General features: G+C 50.9%; 13 protein-coding genes and 1 pseudogene. 10 read left to right on the top strand and 4 right to left on the bottom strand.

Going from position 1 to position 19,461, the window contains the following annotated elements; all coding sequences use genetic code 11:
• The first annotated feature begins 37 nt into the window (after positions 1–37).
• Together HUZ68_RS05230 and HUZ68_RS05235 are read left to right on the top strand one after the other, a co-directional pair.
• Positions 38–2,317, top strand: a complete 2,280-nt coding sequence (locus HUZ68_RS05230) for a DUF2773 domain-containing protein (RefSeq protein ID WP_143434445.1) — start codon at positions 38–40, stop codon at positions 2,315–2,317.
• Entirely contained in the window at positions 2,314–2,769 is a 456-nt protein-coding gene (locus HUZ68_RS05235; protein WP_032300837.1) for an SF0329 family protein, read from the top strand. Before HUZ68_RS05230 ends, HUZ68_RS05235 begins: the two co-directional genes overlap by 4 nt.
• A gap of 77 nt (positions 2,770–2,846) precedes the next feature.
• Here HUZ68_RS05235 and rdgC read toward each other — a convergent pair whose 3' ends face one another.
• Complete coding sequence (rdgC, locus tag HUZ68_RS05240; protein WP_239594061.1) at positions 2,847–3,758, bottom strand: recombination-associated protein RdgC; 912 nt, start codon at positions 3,756–3,758, stop codon at positions 2,847–2,849.
• A gap of 124 nt (positions 3,759–3,882) precedes the next feature.
• On the opposite strand from rdgC, the gene mak reads away from it, so the two are divergent.
• The gene (mak, locus tag HUZ68_RS05245) at positions 3,883–4,791 is read left to right on the top strand and encodes a fructokinase (protein WP_001219315.1); all 909 of its coding nucleotides are present in this window, start codon (positions 3,883–3,885) and stop codon (positions 4,789–4,791) included.
• Between the two features lie 142 nt (positions 4,792–4,933).
• Here mak and araJ read toward each other — a convergent pair whose 3' ends face one another.
• The 3 genes from araJ to sbcD all read right to left on the bottom strand — a co-directional run bounded on the left by araJ (position 4,934) and on the right by sbcD (position 10,586).
• Positions 4,934–6,118 carry an MFS transporter AraJ gene (gene araJ / locus HUZ68_RS05250; RefSeq protein ID WP_001306939.1) on the bottom strand — a complete coding sequence of 395 codons (1,185 nt, stop codon included), beginning with the start codon at positions 6,116–6,118 and terminating at the stop codon, positions 4,934–4,936.
• A gap of 125 nt (positions 6,119–6,243) precedes the next feature.
• Complete coding sequence (gene sbcC, locus HUZ68_RS05255) at positions 6,244–9,387, bottom strand: exonuclease subunit SbcC (RefSeq protein ID WP_033814854.1); 3,144 nt, start codon at positions 9,385–9,387, stop codon at positions 6,244–6,246.
• Positions 9,384–10,586 carry an exonuclease subunit SbcD gene (gene sbcD / locus HUZ68_RS05260; protein ID WP_033814855.1) on the bottom strand — a complete coding sequence of 401 codons (1,203 nt, stop codon included), beginning with the start codon at positions 10,584–10,586 and terminating at the stop codon, positions 9,384–9,386. Before sbcD ends, sbcC begins: the two co-directional genes overlap by 4 nt.
• Before the next feature lie 189 nt (positions 10,587–10,775).
• Here sbcD and phoB point away from each other — a divergent pair, with 189 nt between their 5' ends.
• The 7 genes and pseudogenes from phoB to HUZ68_RS05295 all read left to right on the top strand — a co-directional run bounded on the left by phoB (position 10,776) and on the right by HUZ68_RS05295 (position 19,369).
• Positions 10,776–11,465: a phosphate response regulator transcription factor PhoB gene (gene phoB, locus HUZ68_RS05265; protein ID WP_033814856.1), complete on the top strand. Its 690-nt coding sequence runs from the start codon at positions 10,776–10,778 to the stop codon at positions 11,463–11,465.
• A gap of 57 nt (positions 11,466–11,522) precedes the next feature.
• The gene (gene phoR, locus HUZ68_RS05270; RefSeq protein ID WP_239594063.1) at positions 11,523–12,818 is read left to right on the top strand and encodes a phosphate regulon sensor histidine kinase PhoR; all 1,296 of its coding nucleotides are present in this window, start codon (positions 11,523–11,525) and stop codon (positions 12,816–12,818) included.
• 406 nt (positions 12,819–13,224) lie between these two features.
• Positions 13,225–14,544 carry a branched-chain amino acid transporter carrier protein BrnQ gene (gene brnQ, locus HUZ68_RS05275; protein WP_000149639.1) on the top strand — a complete coding sequence of 440 codons (1,320 nt, stop codon included), beginning with the start codon at positions 13,225–13,227 and terminating at the stop codon, positions 14,542–14,544.
• Positions 14,545–14,619: 75 nt separating this feature from the next.
• Positions 14,620–15,993, top strand: a complete 1,374-nt coding sequence (gene proY, locus HUZ68_RS05280; RefSeq protein ID WP_001295329.1) for a proline-specific permease ProY — start codon at positions 14,620–14,622, stop codon at positions 15,991–15,993.
• Between the two features lie 155 nt (positions 15,994–16,148).
• Positions 16,149–17,966 (top strand): maltodextrin glucosidase, encoded by a 1,818-nt coding sequence (malZ, locus tag HUZ68_RS05285; protein WP_033814857.1) that lies wholly within the window; start codon positions 16,149–16,151, stop codon positions 17,964–17,966.
• 187 nt (positions 17,967–18,153) lie between these two features.
• Positions 18,154–18,615, top strand: a pseudogene (locus tag HUZ68_RS05290) (hypothetical protein); the annotation flags it as partial.
• A 56-nt stretch (positions 18,616–18,671) separates the two neighbouring features.
• Positions 18,672–19,369, top strand: a protein-coding gene (locus HUZ68_RS05295; RefSeq protein ID WP_095033700.1) for an IS1-like element IS1B family transposase whose coding sequence is annotated in 2 segments (ribosomal slippage) — positions 18,672–18,921 and positions 18,921–19,369 — 699 coding nt in all. Because the reading frame shifts where the segments join, the coding sequence is not laid out codon by codon here.
• The last annotated feature ends 92 nt before the right edge of the window (positions 19,370–19,461 follow it).

The following is a 19,461-nucleotide window of genomic DNA, read 5'->3' on the forward strand; positions in this document are numbered from 1 at the left end:
TAATTCATCAAGGTTGATATAAATATCATTGAAGATTATGAATAGAATTAATATATTGGTCATCTGTATGGTCTTATTTTTTATGACTGGCAATGCATGTGCCACAGAGTGGATCAGTAGCGAGGACCTTATCACCTCTGACTTTCATCTTATGACGGCAGATGAGCGCAACGTGGTTAAAGCGGCAACCGACGATAGTATGGAAGCTGCTTATATGCTAAAAGATAATATCCGCTGGTATTATCATAATGGTAACCTATCATTACCCGCTAACTTCAGCAATCAAAATAAACTGGTGGTGAACGGTAATTTAACGATTTCCGGCGATTATGATGATTATCTGTCAGGTAATGGTCATCTGATTGTATTAGGTAATGTTATTGTCGATAACTTTATTAATCATGATTTCGCGTATGTCAAAGGACAGATGACAGCGAAAGGTTTAGTTTATGCTGATTACAATGATCACAACTTTGAAGTGATGAAGGGAATTAGCGCGCGAGGCATTATTGTTTCCGATAAAGCAACGCAATTTGAGGTCATCAAAGCTGAGTTTTATATCAATGAAGATGAAAGCGGTGAAGGATATAACTGGGATGAGAATATTCAAAAAGCCTATTCACTGGTGACTGCCGATCTTTATGATCACACTGAAATCGAAACCGATAACATTTCCAATGCGTATCCTGACTATGATAGCGTCGCAGACAACATCGTTCAGGGTTTACCGCTTTTTCGAGATAAAGCCGCTCCTGAAATTAATGAGAAATTAAAATGGATTGAAACGGGGAAACTCGATAATTTCCCAGCGAATAAAATAAAGCATCAAGATCCACTGGTGGCACGTTTTCTGACTCATACAGAGAGTTTATCACCCGCCGTTATGCTGCAACTGTTACAGCACCCCGATGACCAGACGCGTGAATCGATGGCGCAGTCCTGGCCCGCTCAACAGATGCATTTGCTTACCGATGAATTAATTAAAGATGAGGCTGTTGCCAGAGGGCTGGTTAAAAACAGTAATATTTCCGCCGATGTGAATAAAAAATTAATGTCTGTACCCGTCGAGAGCGTACAGCTGGAGCAGGCCAGACAGGATAATCTTTCTCCAGATATTGTTGCGTCGTTAAGTCATAGCCCCTTTCTCAGTGTACGCAAGACATTACTCAGCCATTACGATTACGCCTGGCTGGTTCCGACTGCAGTGGCCGATGAGTTGATAAATAACGAAGACCCGGAGTTACGTGAAAGAATTACCGGAGCAGATTTAACCGCACAACAAGCAGTGATGTTGAGTAAAGATAGATCACTGAAAGTTCGTGAAGCATTAGCCCGGACGCTTACTGAATTAAAAATTACCCAACTGTCAGCAACCCTGCGTACAGAGGATATTGAACGTATCGCAGAACAAATGTATCTGGATAATAAAGAAAATAAAAATATCGTAAAGGCGTTATTGATAGCGTTGCCGGAGATGCGTCAACTGTCTCTGGCAAAAGAAGATGTGCACAATTTGCGCGAAGGTGCGCGTTATCTGACATCGAAGGACGTGATTAGTTATCTATTGACTCAGCATGATGTTCCCACCGTCTGGGATGAGCTGGCACGCGATAAATTATTGCCGCTGGAATATAAGAAACAGTTATGGCAACGCACATTAAATTTAATGATGAGCAAACGGCAAGAAGATCAAGAGCAAGCCTACGAAGTACAGCTGGCACTGATTGATAATGGTATTGTTGACGAAGAGATGTTAAATAATGCCATTGATTTACTGGTTGATTTACCCGCTGAATACCGCTATCGAATGCGTAACCAATTATTTGATAATAAAGATTTACCTTCCGGAATTATCAACAAACTCGATCAACAGTATCGCTTCAACTCTGACTGGGCGCTGGCTGTTGTCAGTATGAAAAATAGCACCCGTAGACAAAGTGAAAGAGGATTACACCGCTGGAACCATGAGGATAGCGATATTTTTGCGGAACTGGCGACGATAAAAGATAAATCAGATGATGAATGGTGGCGTGCATTGCTGCAAAGTCGCAATGATCATTTGCGCCAAACGGCATTACGCAACGCACATACCCCGGCGTCGTTGTTAACGACATTGACTGAGTCTCAGGATCGGTCGCTGGCTATTAATAATCCACAGCTGGCTGCCGATGTGAAAACGGTGTGGCTAAATGAGGATCCATCATTACTTTTATTTGTCGATCAACCCGATCTTTCGCAGTTACGGGATTTAGTGAAAACCGGGGCAACGCGGAAAATTCGCAATGAAGCGCGTCACCGGCTTGAGGAAAAACAATGACACAACGCCCCTGGAGCAAGTTACAGCGGGAGATCTATGACTTACTGACGCCAACGATCAACCTGCAAATTCACTGTACCCGTTATCCCATGCGCAGCCAAAATGGTGGAAGCACCGATTTACCGCGTTATTGGATCACGTTGGATAAAAACGTGATCTGGGATTACCCGAAAGACTTTATTGCAGGTAACGGTGGAGTGCGTAATTTTCACGGTGAAACTTGCTGGTATCCTTACCTGACGGATATTTGTTCAATTTCTGATTTATTGCGTGAATATATTGACACCCCAAAAGCGGAGTTGTTAACAAAACAATTTACCAGCGATAAATGGGGGGTAGTGAATATTCTGCGTGCTGCTGACAGGCGAATAGGGATGAGGCGATTAGATCAGTTACGGCGTAAAACGCATAATATTGCTGCGCTAAAAATTATTGCCCGCCGTAGCGAATAATTATATGCCTGGTGTGGCTTCGTACGCCGGATAAGACGCGGCAGGCGTCGCATCCGGCATTAAAGGAAAATCAGCAATTAACGTTGTGCTTCGCCACCTAATCCTTCAATCAGGTTTTGAATTAACGCTGCCAGTTCACCAGTCATCAGGATGAAATCGGCATCAAAACGCTGGGCGAAATCTTCACGGTCGATATCTTCGTTTTGATCGCGCAGCTCGTCGCAGAACTTCAGACGCTTGAGCGAACCATCGTCGCACATCACAAACTGAATGCGCTGCTGCCAGTCGAGCGCCAGTTTAGTCACCACTTTTCCGGCTTCAATGTGATTGGTGATCTCTTCGCTGGTCAGATCTTGTTTCTTCGCGCGGATCACTCCGCCATCTTCCAGCAACGATTTCAGCTCGGCTTCATCAAGCAGCTGGAAGCCCTGTGCCGCACTACCGGAACGTACCCATTCGGTCAGCGTCAGTTCAATCGGGTTTTGCATGCTCAATGGTACAACCGGTAACGACCCCAGGCTTTTACGCAGCAGTGCCAGCGTATCTTCCGCTTTTTTGGCACTGGCGCAGTCCACCATAATCAAACCGTTAACCGTGTCGATCCACATCATTGTCTGGCTAAAACGGCTGAAAGCACGCGGCAACAGAGAGTGCAGCACTTCGTCTTTCAGCGAATCTTTTTCGGTTTTCTTCAGCTTACGCGCCTGTTCCGCTTCCAGTTTGGCGATTTTCGCTTCCAGCGCCTGTTTAATCACCGGAGACGGGAGGATTTTTTCTTCTTTGCGTGCGCAGATAACAATTTGACCATTGGCAACGTGCGTTAACGCATCGCTGTGCGATCCCATCGGAGGAACCCAGCCCATCTTCGCCATGTCCTGGCTGCCGCATGGGGTAAATGCCATCGAGGCTAGCTGTTTTTCCATCTCTTCTGCACGCAGCGAAATCTCGCGGCTAAGACGGTAAACCATTAAATTTTTGAACCACAGCATGATAATTTCCACGGCCTTGTCGTTAAATTTAGCGGGCATGATAACGAATTGTCGGCGGCCTTGCATTGCCAATCCGGTTGTCCGTCTCTACGCTATTGATATTGAAAAAAATAAGGAGAGTACCGTGCGTATAGGTATCGATTTAGGCGGCACCAAAACTGAAGTGATTGCACTGGGCGATGCAGGGGAGCAGTTGTACCGCCATCGTCTGCCCACGCCGCGTGATGATTACCGGCAGACTATTGAAACGATCGCCACGTTGGTTGATATGGCGGAGCAGGCGACGGGGCAGCGCGGAACGGTAGGTATGGGCATTCCTGGCTCAATTTCGCCTTACACCGGTGTGGTGAAGAATGCCAATTCAACCTGGCTCAACGGTCAGCCATTCGATAAAGACTTAAGCGCGAGGTTGCAGCGGGAAGTGCGGCTGGCAAATGACGCCAACTGTCTGGCGGTTTCAGAAGCAGTAGATGGCGCGGCAGCGGGAGCGCAGACGGTATTTGCCGTGATTATCGGCACGGGATGCGGCGCGGGCGTGGCATTCAATGGGCGGGCGCATATCGGCGGCAATGGCACGGCAGGTGAGTGGGGACACAATCCGCTACCGTGGATGGACGAAGACGAACTGCGTTATCGCGAGGAAGTCCCTTGTTATTGCGGTAAACAAGGTTGTATTGAAACCTTTATTTCGGGCACGGGATTCGCGACGGATTATCGTCGTTTGAGCGGACATGCGCTGAAAGGCAGTGAAATTATCCGCCTGGTTGAAGAAAGCGATCCGGTAGCGGAACTGGCATTGCGTCGCTACGAGCTGCGGCTGGCAAAATCGCTGGCACATGTCGTGAATATTCTCGATCCGGATGTGATTGTCCTGGGAGGCGGGATGAGCAATGTAGACCGTTTATATCAAACGGTTCCGCAGTTGATTAAACAATTTGTCTTCGGCGGCGAATGTGAAACGCCGGTGCGTAAGGCGAAGCACGGTGATTCCAGCGGCGTACGCGGCGCTGCGTGGTTATGGCCACAAGAGTAAAAAACGTAGGCAATTGGCGCATCATGCCTGATGCGACGCTTGCCGCGTCTTATCAGGCCTACAAAATGTGCCAGAACCGCGTAGGGCGGATAAGGCGTTCACGCCGCATCCGGCAATAAGCAACGTGCTCCGTGACTGCAATCTACCCCAGAGGTTTCGCCAGCACCGGACTATCCGCCGCTTGCTGGCGCTTATAGCGACCATACAGCAGCAATGACGACATCGCAGCAAACGAAAGCAGGGCGGCAGGCAGCGCCACGTAATTATATGCCAGCCCCAGCGTCAGCATCATACCACCGCAATATGCGCCGACGGCGCTACCGAGGTTAAAGGCTATTTGCCCACCTGCGGCACCTAATAACTCTCCGCCTTTGGCGTTTTGCAGTAACAATATTTGCAGAGGTGCTGAAAGGGCAAATAATCCCGCGCAACAAATAAAAGCAAAAATAAGCGACGTTGTTTTCATACCGCCGCAGAAAAAGAGCATCAGCAGTGCCAGTACAATTATAAAGTCAGTCACTGCTGCAATGCGCAGTGGTGAATAACGTCCTGAAATCCTGCCACTTAGCATATTTCCCAGCACCATCCCTAGCCCAACTAACATCATAATAAAGGTCATCGCCGTTTCCGAAAAACCGGAAATAAACATCATGTATGGCTTTACGTAGCTGAACCAGGCAAACACACCTGCGTTGCCAAACATGGTGGCGGCGAAAATTAACCACGGGGCCGGGCTGCGCAAAAAGTGAAATTGTTCGCGCAGCTTTCCTTTCGCCTCGTCGCGAATATCCGGCACCCAAAAATAGACCGATGCCATCACCGCAATATTAAAAACAGCGATCAATAAAAAGGTGTAACGCCAGCTAAATTCCTGACTTAAATACGTTCCCAGCGGAATGCCCAGCAAATTGGCGACTGTCATCCCGGAAACCATCCCCGCCACGGCGGCGGTGACTTTTCCGGGTTTGATAATTTTTGATAACACGATCGCTCCGACGCCAAAAAATGCGCCATGCGGAAAGCCGGAAACCAGGCGACCAATGGCAAGCATCAGGTAAGACGAAGAGAGCGTGAACATGGCGTTGCCAATGACGCACAACGCCACCAGAAACAACAAGATATGTTTGAGTGAGTAGCGGCTGGAAAAGAGTGCGATTATTGGCGCACCGACCACCACCCCCAGCGCATAATACGAGATCATATGCCCGGCAGCAGGAATCGAAATTCCTACGTTATGCGCCAGCTCCGTGAGCACGCCCATAATGCCAAATTCGGCCATCCCCAAACCAAACGTGCCCAGAGCCAAAGATAAAATGACTTTTTTCATACCACCATCACAACCACCAGAACGGCTACCAATCACCGTAGCCAATAAAGTGATAGCTTGCAGGATAACGACCAGCAAGGCCAAGAGATAATTCGCCCCTCTGTATTCATTATCCTGCTGAATAGTTATTTCACTGCAAACGTACTTTCCAGTTTGCTGTAGCCCAGGCCGTTGATCTTTTTCACTTTGATCTGCACCGGAATACGCTCTTTCATCGCTTCTACGTGGCTAATCACACCGATGGTTTTGCCACTGGCGTTCAGGGCATCCAGCGCATCAAGGGCGGTATCCAGCGTTTCGCTATCCAGCGTGCCAAAACCTTCATCAAGGAACAGCGAGTCAATACGCGTTTTATGGCTGACCAGATCTGAAAGCGCCAGCGCCAGCGCCAGACTGACGAGGAAACTTTCGCCGCCAGAAAGGGTACGGGTGTCGCGTACCGCATCTGCCTGCCAGGTATCAACAACCTCGACTTCCAGCGCCTCGCTGGCTTTGCGCTGTAACAGATAGCGCCCGTGCAGCCGGGTAAGTTGCTGATTAGCGAGATGGACTAAATTATCCAGCGTCAGCCCCTGGGCAAATTTGCGGAATTTATCGCCCTCTTTGGAACCTATTAGCGAATTCAAATATCCCCAGTCCTCAACCTGCTGCGTCATTTGAGCAATTTGCTGCATTAAGGTTTGTTGTTGCTGACGGTTATCTGCATCCTGCTTCAGCTGCTGGCGAATCTCGCCTTGACTCGTGGTGTTTTCACGCAACTTTTGGTGAGTTTGCGCTAACTCTTGCTGAATCTGCTCCACCGTCACAGTGAGAGCCAACCCGTCAGGTCGGTGTTGCTGATGCTGTGCCAGCGTTTCTGCTGTCTGAGTGACCAGCGTTTGCGCCTGACGGCGCTGGTTTTCCAGATTCTGCTTGAGCTGTTCCAGCTGCGTTAGTGTTTGTTCATCCATTAGCGCCGCAAGGAACGCCTGCTGATCGTCAAAGACGCTGGCCTGTAGCGCGGTGTCAAACTGCGCCTGGGCTTTTTGCAGACTTTGCGCCGCCAGAACGTCCTGTTGCTGTAACGTCTGCTGCTGGCTGTGTAATGCGAGACATTGTTCATGTACCTGCCGCCAGTTTTCCAGTACCACAGTTTCTTCGCAGTGCGGGAGTTCATCACTTTGCGGCAACGTTTCCAGAATCGGCGTCAGCTGCTGAATACGGTTTTGCCGCGCGGTTAATTCGTTCTGGCGTTGCTGCCAGCTCTGCGCTTCTTGCTGACGTGTCGCCAACCAGCTCTCTTCTTCATCTTCCTGTGGCAATGTCAGTGCATAACCCGCCAATGCCGTTAAGAACTGCTGCTGGCGTTGTTCAATTTGCTGTTGATACTGGATAATTTGCTGATTATGCGCGGCAATCTGCCCTTGTAATTCATGTCGTTGGCTGAGTAACCGCAGCTGGCGTTCGTGCTCATCTTGTGCATTTAGCCACGGTTGAATATCGTCCTGTGGCTGCAAGGTGATATTGAGGCTGGCCGTGACGGCTTGCCATTGTTGAGTAAGTGCTTGCTCATCTTGTCGGAGGCTTTGCGCTTCGTTTTCATCACGCTGAAGCTGCTTTGTTAAGGCGTCCAGTTGCCCACGTAGCGCCGCACCTTCTTCACCGAGCTTTTTAACTTCGTTTTCCAGCGCCAGTAATCGAGACTGATTAACGCCAGGCTCCAGCGCCTGATACGCCTCGACCGCCGGGTGGCTGGTGGAACCACAAAGTGGACAAGGCTGACCCGCCTGTAACTGTGCGCGCTGGGCTTCCAGCGTTTTGATGCGCGTTTCCTGCTCGCAAATGGTTTTCACATCGGTAAGTTGCTGCGTCTTTTCTTTATAACGCTGGCGCATTTCGTTAAGTGCGGCATTACGTTGCGTCTGTTCCAGAGTGACATTCTGGATAGCGACCTGTAACTGCGCCAGACGTTTTTGTTGGGGAACAATCTGCCCATGCAGCGCGACCAGGCGCTGACGCAGTGGGCGTTGCTCGGCATGTTGCGCCAGGGCGCTAGCAACTTCATCGGCGGTTAACGTCAACGTGATCGCCGCAAGCGCATTAAGTTTTTGCTCTGCATGGGTTAACTGTTGCTGCCATTGCCGCAGATGCTCGCGATCGCTGGTTTGTTGGGAGAACTGCGCACGCCAACCCGCCAGTTCGTTGTTCCACTGACGGAAGCGGTCGTGTTCCTGTAGCCAGGCATTCAGACTTTGTTGCTGCTGCTGTAATTCTGCTGACTGCTTCGCCGCGTGGTGGCGAATGCTCGCGCGAAGCGCCATTGTGCTCTGTAAGCGAGTATTTACTTCTTCAATCTGCTGGCGAGTATGCGCCAGCGCCGCGCTGTGTTCTGCGATGCGTTCCCAGTGTGGACGAAGATTTCGTGCCGGTTGTGCCAGACTGAGCGCCGCCAGTTGAGGTTGCGCTTTTTCTTCTTCGGCTAACGCCTGTTGCAAGGCCTGTTGACGGCGGCTGGCTTCTTGCTGCAATTCGTCCAGACGCGTTAACCAGTTTAGTGATTGTTGTTCTTGCTGCTGCGCGGTAAGTAACTGTTTTTCTTCGTCAGTAAGTACCTGCAAACTCGCTGTCAGCGATTGCACTTGTTCCGGCGTGAGCAACGCGACGCCGCTGGCCTGCGCTTGCAGCTTCTCCAGCTCAGTGCGGGCCGATTTGTGCTGCTCAAAAACCATCGCCGAGATTTGCCCGTAGATTTCAGTGCCGGTTAACTCCTCGAGCAATTCCGCGCGTTCTTTGGGTTTGGCATTCAGGAAGGCAGCAAATTGCCCCTGCGAAAGCAGCATCGAACGGGTGAAGCGCCCGTAATCCAGTCCGGTTAACGTCGCCGTCAGTTCCAGCTTATCTTTCACTTTGTCGGCGAGAATTTTGCCATCGGCGCAGCGCGCCAGCTCTACGCGTGGCACCTGCAAATTACCGTCGGGTTGGTTACGCGCCCGATTCTGGCTCCAGAACGCGCGATACGCTTCACCTTTCACTTCAAACTCCACCTCCGCCAGACATTCGGCGGTATCGCGGGTCATGAGATCATTTTGCGATTGTGAAACGTTAGAGAGACGCGGAGTTTCGTGATACAGCGCCAGACAAATGGCGTCCAGCAGGGTGGTTTTCCCCGCACCGGTTGGGCCGGTAATGGCAAACAGCCCGTTGCTGGCGAACGGCTCGCGGGTGAAATCAATCTTCCATTCGCCTTTTAATGAGTTCAGGTTTTTCAGGCGCAGGCTGAGAATTTTCATGCTTCGTGTTCTCCGGCGAGGGTATGCAACGTCGTGGTGAAAAGATGCTGCAGACGTTGCTGCTGCGACTCATCCAGTTCTTCCAGTGCCAGACGGCGATTGAACACCTCTTCGACGCTGAGTTCGCTGAGGGTTTCACGCTGTTGGCTGGCTAACACACGCTCGCGCTGTTCACGACTCCGGCGTACCAGTAATACTTCAACAGGCAATGATTCGGTTAATGTCTGGATTTTGCGCTGAATATCATGCAGATACTCATCAGTAGTGATTTCGATATCCAGCCAGACAGGCGGCTCCTGCGATACATCGCGCCACTGTTCCAGCTGTGCGGTAATCGACGCCAGATCGCCTTTCAGCACTGCCATGGGTTGCGTTACCGGTACGTTCAGGTTTTCCACGCTCTCTAATTTGCCGTTTGAAAATGTCACCAGATGGACATATTTACTCTTTCCGCATTCATCAAAACTCAGTGGAATGGGGGAGCCGCAATAGCGAATATGTTCCATGCCGCCAATAATCTGTGCGCGGTGAATATGCCCGAGCGCGATGTAGTCGGCTGGTGGAAAGTTTTGTGCCGGAAACGCGTCCAGCGTGCCAATATAAATGTCACGCACGGCGTCACTTTTACTGGCCCCCACGGTCGTTAAATGTCCCGTGGCGATGATGGGCAGAGGCTGATCGCCGCGCAGTTTGCAGGCATCGGCATAGTGTTGTTGATAATAATCAGTAATAGCTGCCAGCAAATGCTGCTGTTTTTCAATTCCGTTAAGCCCCGCCTGGCTGGTAATAATGTCACGCGGACGTAAAAACGGTATGGGACACAGCACTGCGCCTGGCGTCCCGTCGCGACGAGGCAAGATTTGCGGCGCATGTCCGGCGCTGGCGACCACGGTCGTATTGAGGAACGCCATGATATCGCGCGATTCATTCAGCGTGGCGACCGAGTCATGGTTTCCTGCCAGTACCACCAGATGACAGCCAGTTTGCTGTAAATTGACAACAAAACGGTTGTATAACGTGCGGGCGTAACTGGGCGGCGAGCCGGTATCGAAAACATCACCGGCAACAATAATCGCATCCACCTGATGGGTTTGTGCTGTCTCCAGCAGCCAGTCAAGAAAAGCCTGATGTTCAGCTTCGCGGCTTTTACTATAGAAGTTCTGGCCGAGATGCCAGTCTGAGGTGTGAAGGATGCGCATAACGGTTCCCTGGCGAAAAAGCATGGGCGCGATTATACCCAAACAGATGTGCCATTTGCTTTTTTCTGCGCCACGGAAATCAATAACCTGAAGATATGTGCGACGAGCTTTTCATAAATCTGTCATAAATCTGACGCATAATGACGTCGCATTAATGATCGCAACCTATTTATTACAACAGGGCAAATCATGGCGAGACGTATTCTGGTCGTAGAAGATGAAGCTCCAATTCGCGAAATGGTCTGCTTCGTGCTCGAACAAAATGGCTTTCAGCCGGTCGAAGCGGAAGATTATGACAGTGCTGTGAATCAACTGAATGAACCCTGGCCGGATTTAATTCTCCTTGACTGGATGTTACCTGGCGGCTCCGGTATCCAGTTCATCAAACACCTCAAGCGCGAGTCGATGACCCGGGATATTCCAGTGGTGATGTTGACCGCCAGAGGGGAAGAAGAAGATCGCGTGCGCGGCCTTGAAACCGGCGCGGATGACTATATCACCAAGCCGTTTTCGCCGAAGGAGCTGGTGGCGCGAATCAAAGCGGTAATGCGCCGTATTTCGCCAATGGCGGTGGAAGAGGTGATTGAGATGCAGGGATTAAGTCTCGACCCGACATCTCACCGGGTGATGGCGGGCGGAGAGCCGCTGGAGATGGGGCCGACAGAATTTAAACTGCTGCACTTTTTTATGACGCATCCTGAGCGCGTGTACAGCCGCGAGCAGCTGTTAAACCACGTCTGGGGAACTAACGTGTATGTGGAAGACCGCACGGTCGATGTCCACATTCGTCGCCTGCGTAAAGCACTGGAGCCCGGCGGGCATGACCGCATGGTGCAGACCGTGCGCGGTACAGGATATCGTTTTTCAACCCGCTTTTAACGCCTTGCTCATCGGACGCAGAGCAGGGCTTATGATTTCTTAACTGGAGTATCTTACGTGCTGGAACGGCTGTCGTGGAAAAGGCTGGTGCTGGAGCTGCTACTTTGCTGCCTCCCGGTTTTCATCCTGGGTGCATTTTTTGGTTACCTGCCCTGGTTTTTGCTGGCATCGGTAACGGGACTGCTTATCTGGCATTTCTGGAATTTATTGCGCCTTTCATGGTGGCTGTGGGTGGATCGTAGTATGACCCCGCCACCGGGGCGTGGTAGCTGGGAACCGCTACTATACGGCTTACACCAGATGCAGCTGCGAAATAAAAAACGCCGCCGTGAACTGGGCAATCTGATTAAACGCTTTCGTAGCGGCGCGGAGTCGCTGCCCGACGCAGTGGTGCTGACCACGGAAGAGGGCGGTATTTTCTGGTGTAACGGTCTGGCGCAACAGATTCTTGGTTTGCGCTGGCCGGAAGATAACGGGCAGAACATCCTTAACCTGCTGCGTTACCCGGAGTTTACGCAATATCTGAAAACGCGTGATTTTTCTCGCCCGCTCAATCTGGTGCTCAACACCGGGCGGCATCTGGAAATTCGCGTCATGCCTTATACCCACAAACAGTTGCTGATGGTGGCGCGTGATGTCACGCAAATGCATCAACTGGAAGGGGCGCGGCGCAACTTTTTCGCCAACGTAAGCCATGAGTTACGCACGCCATTGACCGTGTTACAGGGTTACCTGGAGATGATGGATGAGCAACCGTTGGAAGGCGCGGTACGTGAAAAAGCGTTGCACACCATGCGCGAGCAGACCCAGCGGATGGAAGGGCTGGTGAAGCAATTGCTGACGCTGTCGAAAATTGAAGCCGCGCCGACGCATTTGCTCAATGAAAAGGTTGATGTGCCGATGATGCTGCGCGTTGTTGAGCGCGAGGCTCAGACTCTGAGTCAGAAAAAACAGACATTTACCTTTGAGATAGATAACGGCCTCAAGGTGTCTGGCAACGAAGATCAGCTACGCAGTGCGATTTCGAACCTGGTCTATAACGCCGTGAATCATACGCCGGAAGGCACGCATATCACCGTACGCTGGCAGCGAGTGCCGCACGGTGCCGAATTTAGCGTTGAAGATAACGGACCGGGCATTGCACCGGAGCATATTCCGCGCCTGACCGAGCGTTTTTATCGCGTTGATAAAGCGCGTTCCCGGCAAACCGGCGGTAGCGGATTAGGGTTAGCGATCGTGAAACATGCGGTGAATCATCACGAAAGTCGCCTGAATATTGAGAGTACAGTAGGAAAAGGAACACGTTTCAGTTTTGTTATCCCGGAACGTTTAATTGCCAAAAACAGCGATTAATCCGCCTTTGTCATCTTTTATTGCCATAAGCCAGCCGATGCTGGCTTATTTTCTTTGCAGTCAAAATACGGGCGCTAGATTTTACAACGGTTGGTGATTTTTTGTTCGCATGATTAGCCATGTCTTTTTCACGGAAATAGTGTTTTATACTGGTTGGTGATTTCTTATCGCTATATACCTCTGGTTTTTAGATCCCTCCTTGCTTTAAAACGTTATAAGCGTTTAAATTGCGCTTCAGGTGCTGTCATACTGACTGCATTCACGCGGTAAATCGAAAAACTATTCTTCGCCGCGCCTGGTTGGGAGTATTTCCCGCTAAAATTGTTTAAATATACCGCTGTATCATCCCCAGGGATTGGCACAAAAATTTAACGTTACAACACCACATCCACAGGCAGTATGATTTATGACCCATCAATTAAGATCGCGCGATATCATCGCTCTGGGCTTTATGACATTTGCGTTGTTCGTCGGCGCAGGTAACATTATTTTCCCTCCAATGGTCGGCTTACAGGCAGGCGAACACGTCTGGACTGCGGCATTCGGCTTCCTTATTACTGCCGTTGGTCTGCCGGTATTAACGGTAGTGGCGCTGGCAAAAGTTGGCGGCGGTGTTGACAGCCTCAGCACGCCAATCGGTAAAGTCGCTGGCGTGCTGCTGGCAACGGTTTGTTACCTGGCTGTGGGGCCGCTTTTCGCTACGCCGCGTACAGCTACCGTTTCTTTTGAAGTGGGCATTGCGCCGCTGACGGGTGATTCCGCACTGCCGCTGTTTATCTACAGCCTGGTTTATTTCGCTATCGTTATTCTGGTTTCTCTCTATCCGGGCAAACTGCTGGATACCGTGGGCAACTTCCTTGCGCCGCTGAAAATTATCGCGCTGGTTATCCTGTCCGTTGCCGCGATTGTCTGGCCGGCGGGTTCTATCAGCACGGCGACTGAGGCTTATCAAAACGCTGCGTTTTCTAACGGCTTCGTTAACGGCTATCTGACCATGGATACGCTGGGCGCAATGGTGTTTGGTATCGTTATTGTTAACGCGGCGCGTTCTCGTGGCGTTACCGAAGCGCGTCTGCTGACCCGTTATACCGTCTGGGCTGGCCTGATGGCGGGTGTTGGTCTGACTCTGCTGTACCTGGCGCTGTTCCGTCTGGGTTCAGACAGCGCGTCGCTGGTCGATCAGTCTGCAAACGGCGCTGCTATTCTGCATGCTTACGTTCAGCACACCTTTGGCGGCGGCGGTAGCTTCCTGCTGGCGGCGTTAATCTTCATCGCCTGCCTGGTAACGGCAGTTGGCCTGACCTGTGCTTGTGCAGAATTCTTTGCCCAGTACGTACCGCTCTCTTATCGTACGCTGGTGTTTATCCTCGGCGGCTTCTCGATGGTGGTTTCTAACCTCGGCTTAAGCCAGCTGATCCAGATCTCCGTACCGGTGCTGACCGCTATTTATCCGCCGTGTATCGCACTGGTTGTATTAAGTTTTACACGCTCATGGTGGCATAATTCGTCCCGCGTGATTGCTCCGCCGATGTTTATCAGCCTGCTTTTTGGTATTCTCGACGGGATCAAAGCATCTGCATTCAGCGATATCTTACCGTCCTGGGCGCAGCGTTTACCGCTGGCCGAACAAGGTCTGGCGTGGTTAATGCCAACAGTGGTGATGGTGGTTCTGGCCATTATCTGGGATCGCGCGGCAGGTCGTCAGGTGACCTCCAGCGCTCACTAAATCACTGAACATTTGTTTTAACCACGGGGCTGCGATGCCCCGTGGTTTTTTATTGTGTTGATGGGTTAGGAATTGATGGAAAGTAAGAACAAGCTAAAGCGTGGGCTAAGTACCCGCCACATACGCTTTATGGCACTGGGTTCAGCAATTGGCACCGGGCTGTTTTACGGTTCGGCAGACGCCATCAAAATGGCCGGTCCGAGCGTGTTGTTGGCCTATATTATCGGTGGTATCGCGGCGTATATCATTATGCGTGCGCTGGGGGAAATGTCGGTACATAACCCGGCCGCCAGCTCTTTCTCGCGTTATGCGCAGGAAAACCTCGGCCCGCTGGCAGGTTACATTACCGGCTGGACCTACTGCTTTGAAATCCTTATTGTCGCCATCGCCGATGTGACCGCTTTTGGTATCTATATGGGTGTCTGGTTCCCGACGGTGCCGCACTGGATTTGGGTACTGAGCGTGGTGCTGATCATTTGCGCCGTAAACCTGATGAGCGTGAAGGTATTCGGTGAGCTGGAATTCTGGTTCTCGTTCTTTAAAGTCGCCACTATCATCATCATGATTGTCGCCGGTTTCGGCATCATCATCTGGGGGATTGGCAACGGCGGGCAACCGACCGGTATTCATAACCTGTGGAGCAACGGCGGCTTCTTCAGTAACGGCTGGCTTGGGATGGTGATGTCGTTGCAAATGGTGATGTTTGCTTACGGTGGGATCGAAATTATCGGGATTACCGCCGGTGAAGCGAAAGATCCTGAGAAATCGATACCGCGTGCGATTAACTCCGTGCCGATGCGTATTCTGGTGTTCTACGTCGGTACGCTGTTCGTCATTATGTCTATCTACCCGTGGAATCAGGTTGGCACTGCCGGTAGCCCGTTCGTGCTGACGTTCCAGCATATGGGCATTACCTTTGCCGCCAGCATTCTTAACTTTGTTGTGCTGACTGCTTCGCTGTCGGCAATTAACAGTGACGTATTTGGCGTAGGCCGTATGCTCCACGGTATGGCAGAGCAGGGCAGCGCACCGAAAATTTTCAGCAAAACGTCGCGTCGCGGTATTCCGTGGGTTACGGTGCTGGTGATGACTACCGCGCTATTGTTTGCGGTGTATCTGAACTACATCATGCCGGAAAACGTCTTCCTGGTGATCGCTTCGCTGGCAACCTTCGCCACGGTATGGGTGTGGATTATGATCCTGCTGTCGCAAATTGCCTTCCGTCGCCGTTTGCCGCCAGAAGAAGTTAAGGCGCTGAAATTTAAAGTGCCGGGTGGGGTAGCAACGACCATCGGCGGGCTGATTTTCCTGCTCTTTATTATCGGGTTGATTGGTTATCACCCGGATACGCGTATCTCGCTGTATGTCGGTTTCGCGTGGATTGTTGTGCTGTTGATTGGCTGGATGTTTAAACGCCGCCACGATCGTCAGCTGGCTGAAAACCAGTAATCCTTGCGTTCTGTAAGCCGGTTCAGGAGGAAATCCTGATCCGGCTATTCCGAAAGTTATCCGCCCCCGTCCTCCTCCCCCAAATATCCTTCAGATGATGAGTGATCCTGCATTAGGCTATGGCAAGGTGATCAGATTTTCATCACAGGGGAATTATGATGTTAAATGCATGGCACCTGCCGGTGCCCCCATTTGTTAAACAAAGCAAAGATCAACTGCTCATTACACTGTGGCTGACGGGCGAAGACCCACCGCAGCGCATTATGCTGCGTACAGAACACGATAACGAAGAAATGTCAGTACCGATGCATAAGCAGCGCAGTCAGCCGCAGCCTGGTGTCACCGCATGGCGGGCGGCGATCGATCTCTCCAGCGGACAACCTCGGCGGCGTTATAGTTTCAAATTGCTATGGCACGATCGCCAGCGTTGGTTTACACCGCAGGGCTTCAGCCGAATGCCGCCAGCACGACTGGAGCAGTTTGCCATCGATGTACCGGATATCGGCCCACAATGGGCTGCGGATCAGATTTTTTATCAGATCCTCCCTGATCGTTTCGCCCGTAGCCTTCCTCGTGAAGCTGAACAGGATCATGTCTATTACCATCACGCAGCCGGACAAGAGATCATATTGCGTGACTGGGATGAACCGGTCACGGCGCAGGCGGGCGGATCAACGTTCTATGGCGGCGATCTGGACGGGATAAGCGAAAAACTGCCGTATCTGAAAAAACTTGGCGTGACGGCGTTGTATCTCAATCCGGTGTTTAAAGCTCCCAGCGTACATAAATACGATACCGAGGATTATCGCCATGTCGATCCGCAGTTTGGCGGTGATGGGGCGTTGCTGCGTTTGCGACACAATACGCAGCAGCTGGGAATGCGGCTGGTGCTGGACGGCGTGTTTAACCACAGTGGCGATTCCCATGCCTGGTTTGACAGGCACAATCGTGGCACGGGGGGAGCTTGTCACAACCCCGAATCGCCCTGGCGCGACTGGTACTCGTTTAGTGATGATGGCACGGCGCTCGACTGGCTTGGCTATGCCAGCTTGCCGAAGCTGGATTATCAGTCGGAAAGTCTGGTGAATGAAATTTATCGCGGGGAAGACAGTATTGTCCGCCACTGGCTGAAAGCGCCGTGGAATATGGACGGCTGGCGGCTGGATGTGGTGCATATGCTGGGGGAAGCGGGTGGGGCGCGCAATAATTTGCAGCACGTTGCCGGGATCACCGAAGCGGCGAAAGAAACCCAGCCAGAAGCGTATATAGTTGGAGAGCATTTTGGCGATGCACGGCAATGGTTACAGGCCGATGTGGAAGATGCCGCCATGAACTATCGCGGCTTCACATTCCCGTTGTGGGGATTTCTTGCCAATACCGACATCTCTTACGATCCGCAGCAAATTGACGCTCAAACCTGTATGGCCTGGATGGATAATTACCGCGCAGGGCTTTCTCATCAACAGCAATTACGTATGTTTAATCAGCTCGACAGCCACGATACTGCGCGATTTAAAACGCTGCTCGGTCGGGATGTTGCGCGCCTGCCCCTGGCGGTGGTCTGGCTGTTCACCTGGCCTGGTGTACCGTGCATTTATTACGGTGATGAAGTGGGACTGGATGGTAAAAACGATCCGTTTTGCCGTAAACCGTTTCCCTGGCAGGTGGAAAAGCAGGATACGGCGTTATTCGCGCTGTACCAGCGAATGATTGTGCTGCGTAAGAAAAGTCAGGCGCTGCGTCGTGGCGGCTGTCAGGTGCTGTATGCGGAAGATAACGTGGTGGTATTTGTCCGCGTGCTGAATCAGCAGCGTGTACTGGTGGCAATTAACCGTGGCGAAGCCTGTGAAGTGGTGCTACCCGCGTCACCGTTTCTTAATGTCGTGCAATGGCAACGCAAAGAAGGCCATGGGCAACTGACAGACGGGATTCTGGCTTTGCCTGCCATTTCGGCTACGGTGTGGATGAACTAAAGCATCTGTTTTATTTGTTACGTCGTTAGTCACCAGCCCTGACACTACGCAGCGCAAAAAAGCTGCTCAATGTCAGGGCTGAATTTGTTAAATATTTGTCCCGATCGATATGAGCGATTTTTGGTATTCTTTGCCCATGATGTTATGTACAACATGCTCCAGGATAACCCTGTAGTGGAGCAAAGATATGACAATTTCAAATTCGAATTTATTAAAACCGTTTATTACTGGTTCTAAGTTGCTACCTTTTAAGGATGATGTCTTTTCTAAAACAGAAGAACAATTTAAAAAAAGCCCCCATGGCAAATCGCTTTTCATTTCCGGAAATGAAAACTTAGTAAACATTTCAGCGGAAAAAATCGATGAAATAAAAAATAGCAAAAATTTCTTTTCAAACATTGTAAATATAATAATTTTACTCATTAAGCATCCTGATAAAATTCTGCCTATTCTTCATGGTTGTCCTGCAGAGTCCATCGAATTCATTAAGAATGCGAAACGAACGGGGCAATGGTCATATGAGATGACTGATAAGTACGGGCAGAGTATTGAAGTGTCCTATATTTTCACTGATACCATAGATAATAAATCTGATGGAAAATTATGCTTAAAAATCTGTAACTCCTGCAACCAAAATGATTCTAGTACACGGTGATGCTGCCAACTTACTGATTTAGTGTATGATGGTGTTTTTGAGGTGCTCCAGTGGCTTCTGTTTCTATCAGCTGTCCCTCCTGTTCAGCTACTGACGGGGTGGTGCGTAACGGCAAAAGCACCGCCGGACATCAGCGCTATCTCTGCTCTCACTGCCGTAAAACATGGCAACTGCAGTTCACTTACACCGCTTCTCAACCCGGTACGCACCAGAAAATCATTGATATGGCCATGAATGGCGTTGGATGCCGGGCAACCGCCCGCATTATGGGCGTTGGCCTCAACACGATTTTCCGCCATTTAAAAAACTCAGGCCGCAGTCGGTAACCTCGCGCATACAGCCGGGCAGTGACGTCATCGTCTGCGCGGAAATGGACGAACAGTGGGGATACGTCGGGGCTAAATCGCGCCAGCGCTGGCTGTTTTACGCGTATGACAGGCTCCGGAAGACGGTTGTTGCGCACGTATTCGGTGAACGCACTATGGCGACGCTGGGGCGTCTTATGAGCCTGCTGTCACCCTTTGACGTGGTGATATGGATGACGGATGGCTGGCCGCTGTATGAATCCCGCCTGAAGGGAAAGCTGCACGTAATCAGCAAGCGATATACGCAGCGAATTGAGCGGCATAACCTGAATCTGAGGCAGCACCTGGCACGGCTGGGACGGAAGTCGCTGTCGTTCTCAAAATCGGTGGAGCTGCATGACAAAGTCATCGGGCATTATCTGAACATAAAACACTATCAATAAGTTGGAGTCATTACCCCCCGGACGAGTGGGAATCCATGGTAGGGATTTTTACCGAAATGGAAGAACACTATTAGGGGGCACCTCAGAAAACG

Source organism: Shigella dysenteriae (genome assembly GCF_022354085.1).
In the GTDB taxonomy this organism is placed as follows: Bacteria; Pseudomonadota; Gammaproteobacteria; order Enterobacterales; family Enterobacteriaceae; genus Escherichia; species Escherichia coli.

Coding starts and splice junctions, on each gene's coding strand:
- HUZ68_RS05230 (WP_143434445.1), top strand. CDS start 38: ATGAATAGAATTAATATATTGGTCATCTGTATGGTCTTATTTTTTATG.
- HUZ68_RS05235 (WP_032300837.1), top strand. CDS start 2,314: ATGACACAACGCCCCTGGAGCAAGTTACAGCGGGAGATCTATGACTTA.
- rdgC (WP_239594061.1), bottom strand. CDS start 3,758: ATGCTGTGGTTCAAAAATTTAATGGTTTACCGTCTTAGCCGCGAGATT.
- araJ (WP_001306939.1), bottom strand. CDS start 6,118: ATGAAAAAAGTCATTTTATCTTTGGCTCTGGGCACGTTTGGTTTGGGG.
- sbcC (WP_033814854.1), bottom strand. CDS start 9,387: ATGAAAATTCTCAGCCTGCGCCTGAAAAACCTGAACTCATTAAAAGGC.
- sbcD (WP_033814855.1), bottom strand. CDS start 10,586: ATGCGCATCCTTCACACCTCAGACTGGCATCTCGGCCAGAACTTCTAT.
- phoB (WP_033814856.1), top strand. CDS start 10,776: ATGGCGAGACGTATTCTGGTCGTAGAAGATGAAGCTCCAATTCGCGAA.
- brnQ (WP_000149639.1), top strand. CDS start 13,225: ATGACCCATCAATTAAGATCGCGCGATATCATCGCTCTGGGCTTTATG.
- proY (WP_001295329.1), top strand. CDS start 14,620: ATGGAAAGTAAGAACAAGCTAAAGCGTGGGCTAAGTACCCGCCACATA.
- malZ (WP_033814857.1), top strand. CDS start 16,149: ATGATGTTAAATGCATGGCACCTGCCGGTGCCCCCATTTGTTAAACAA.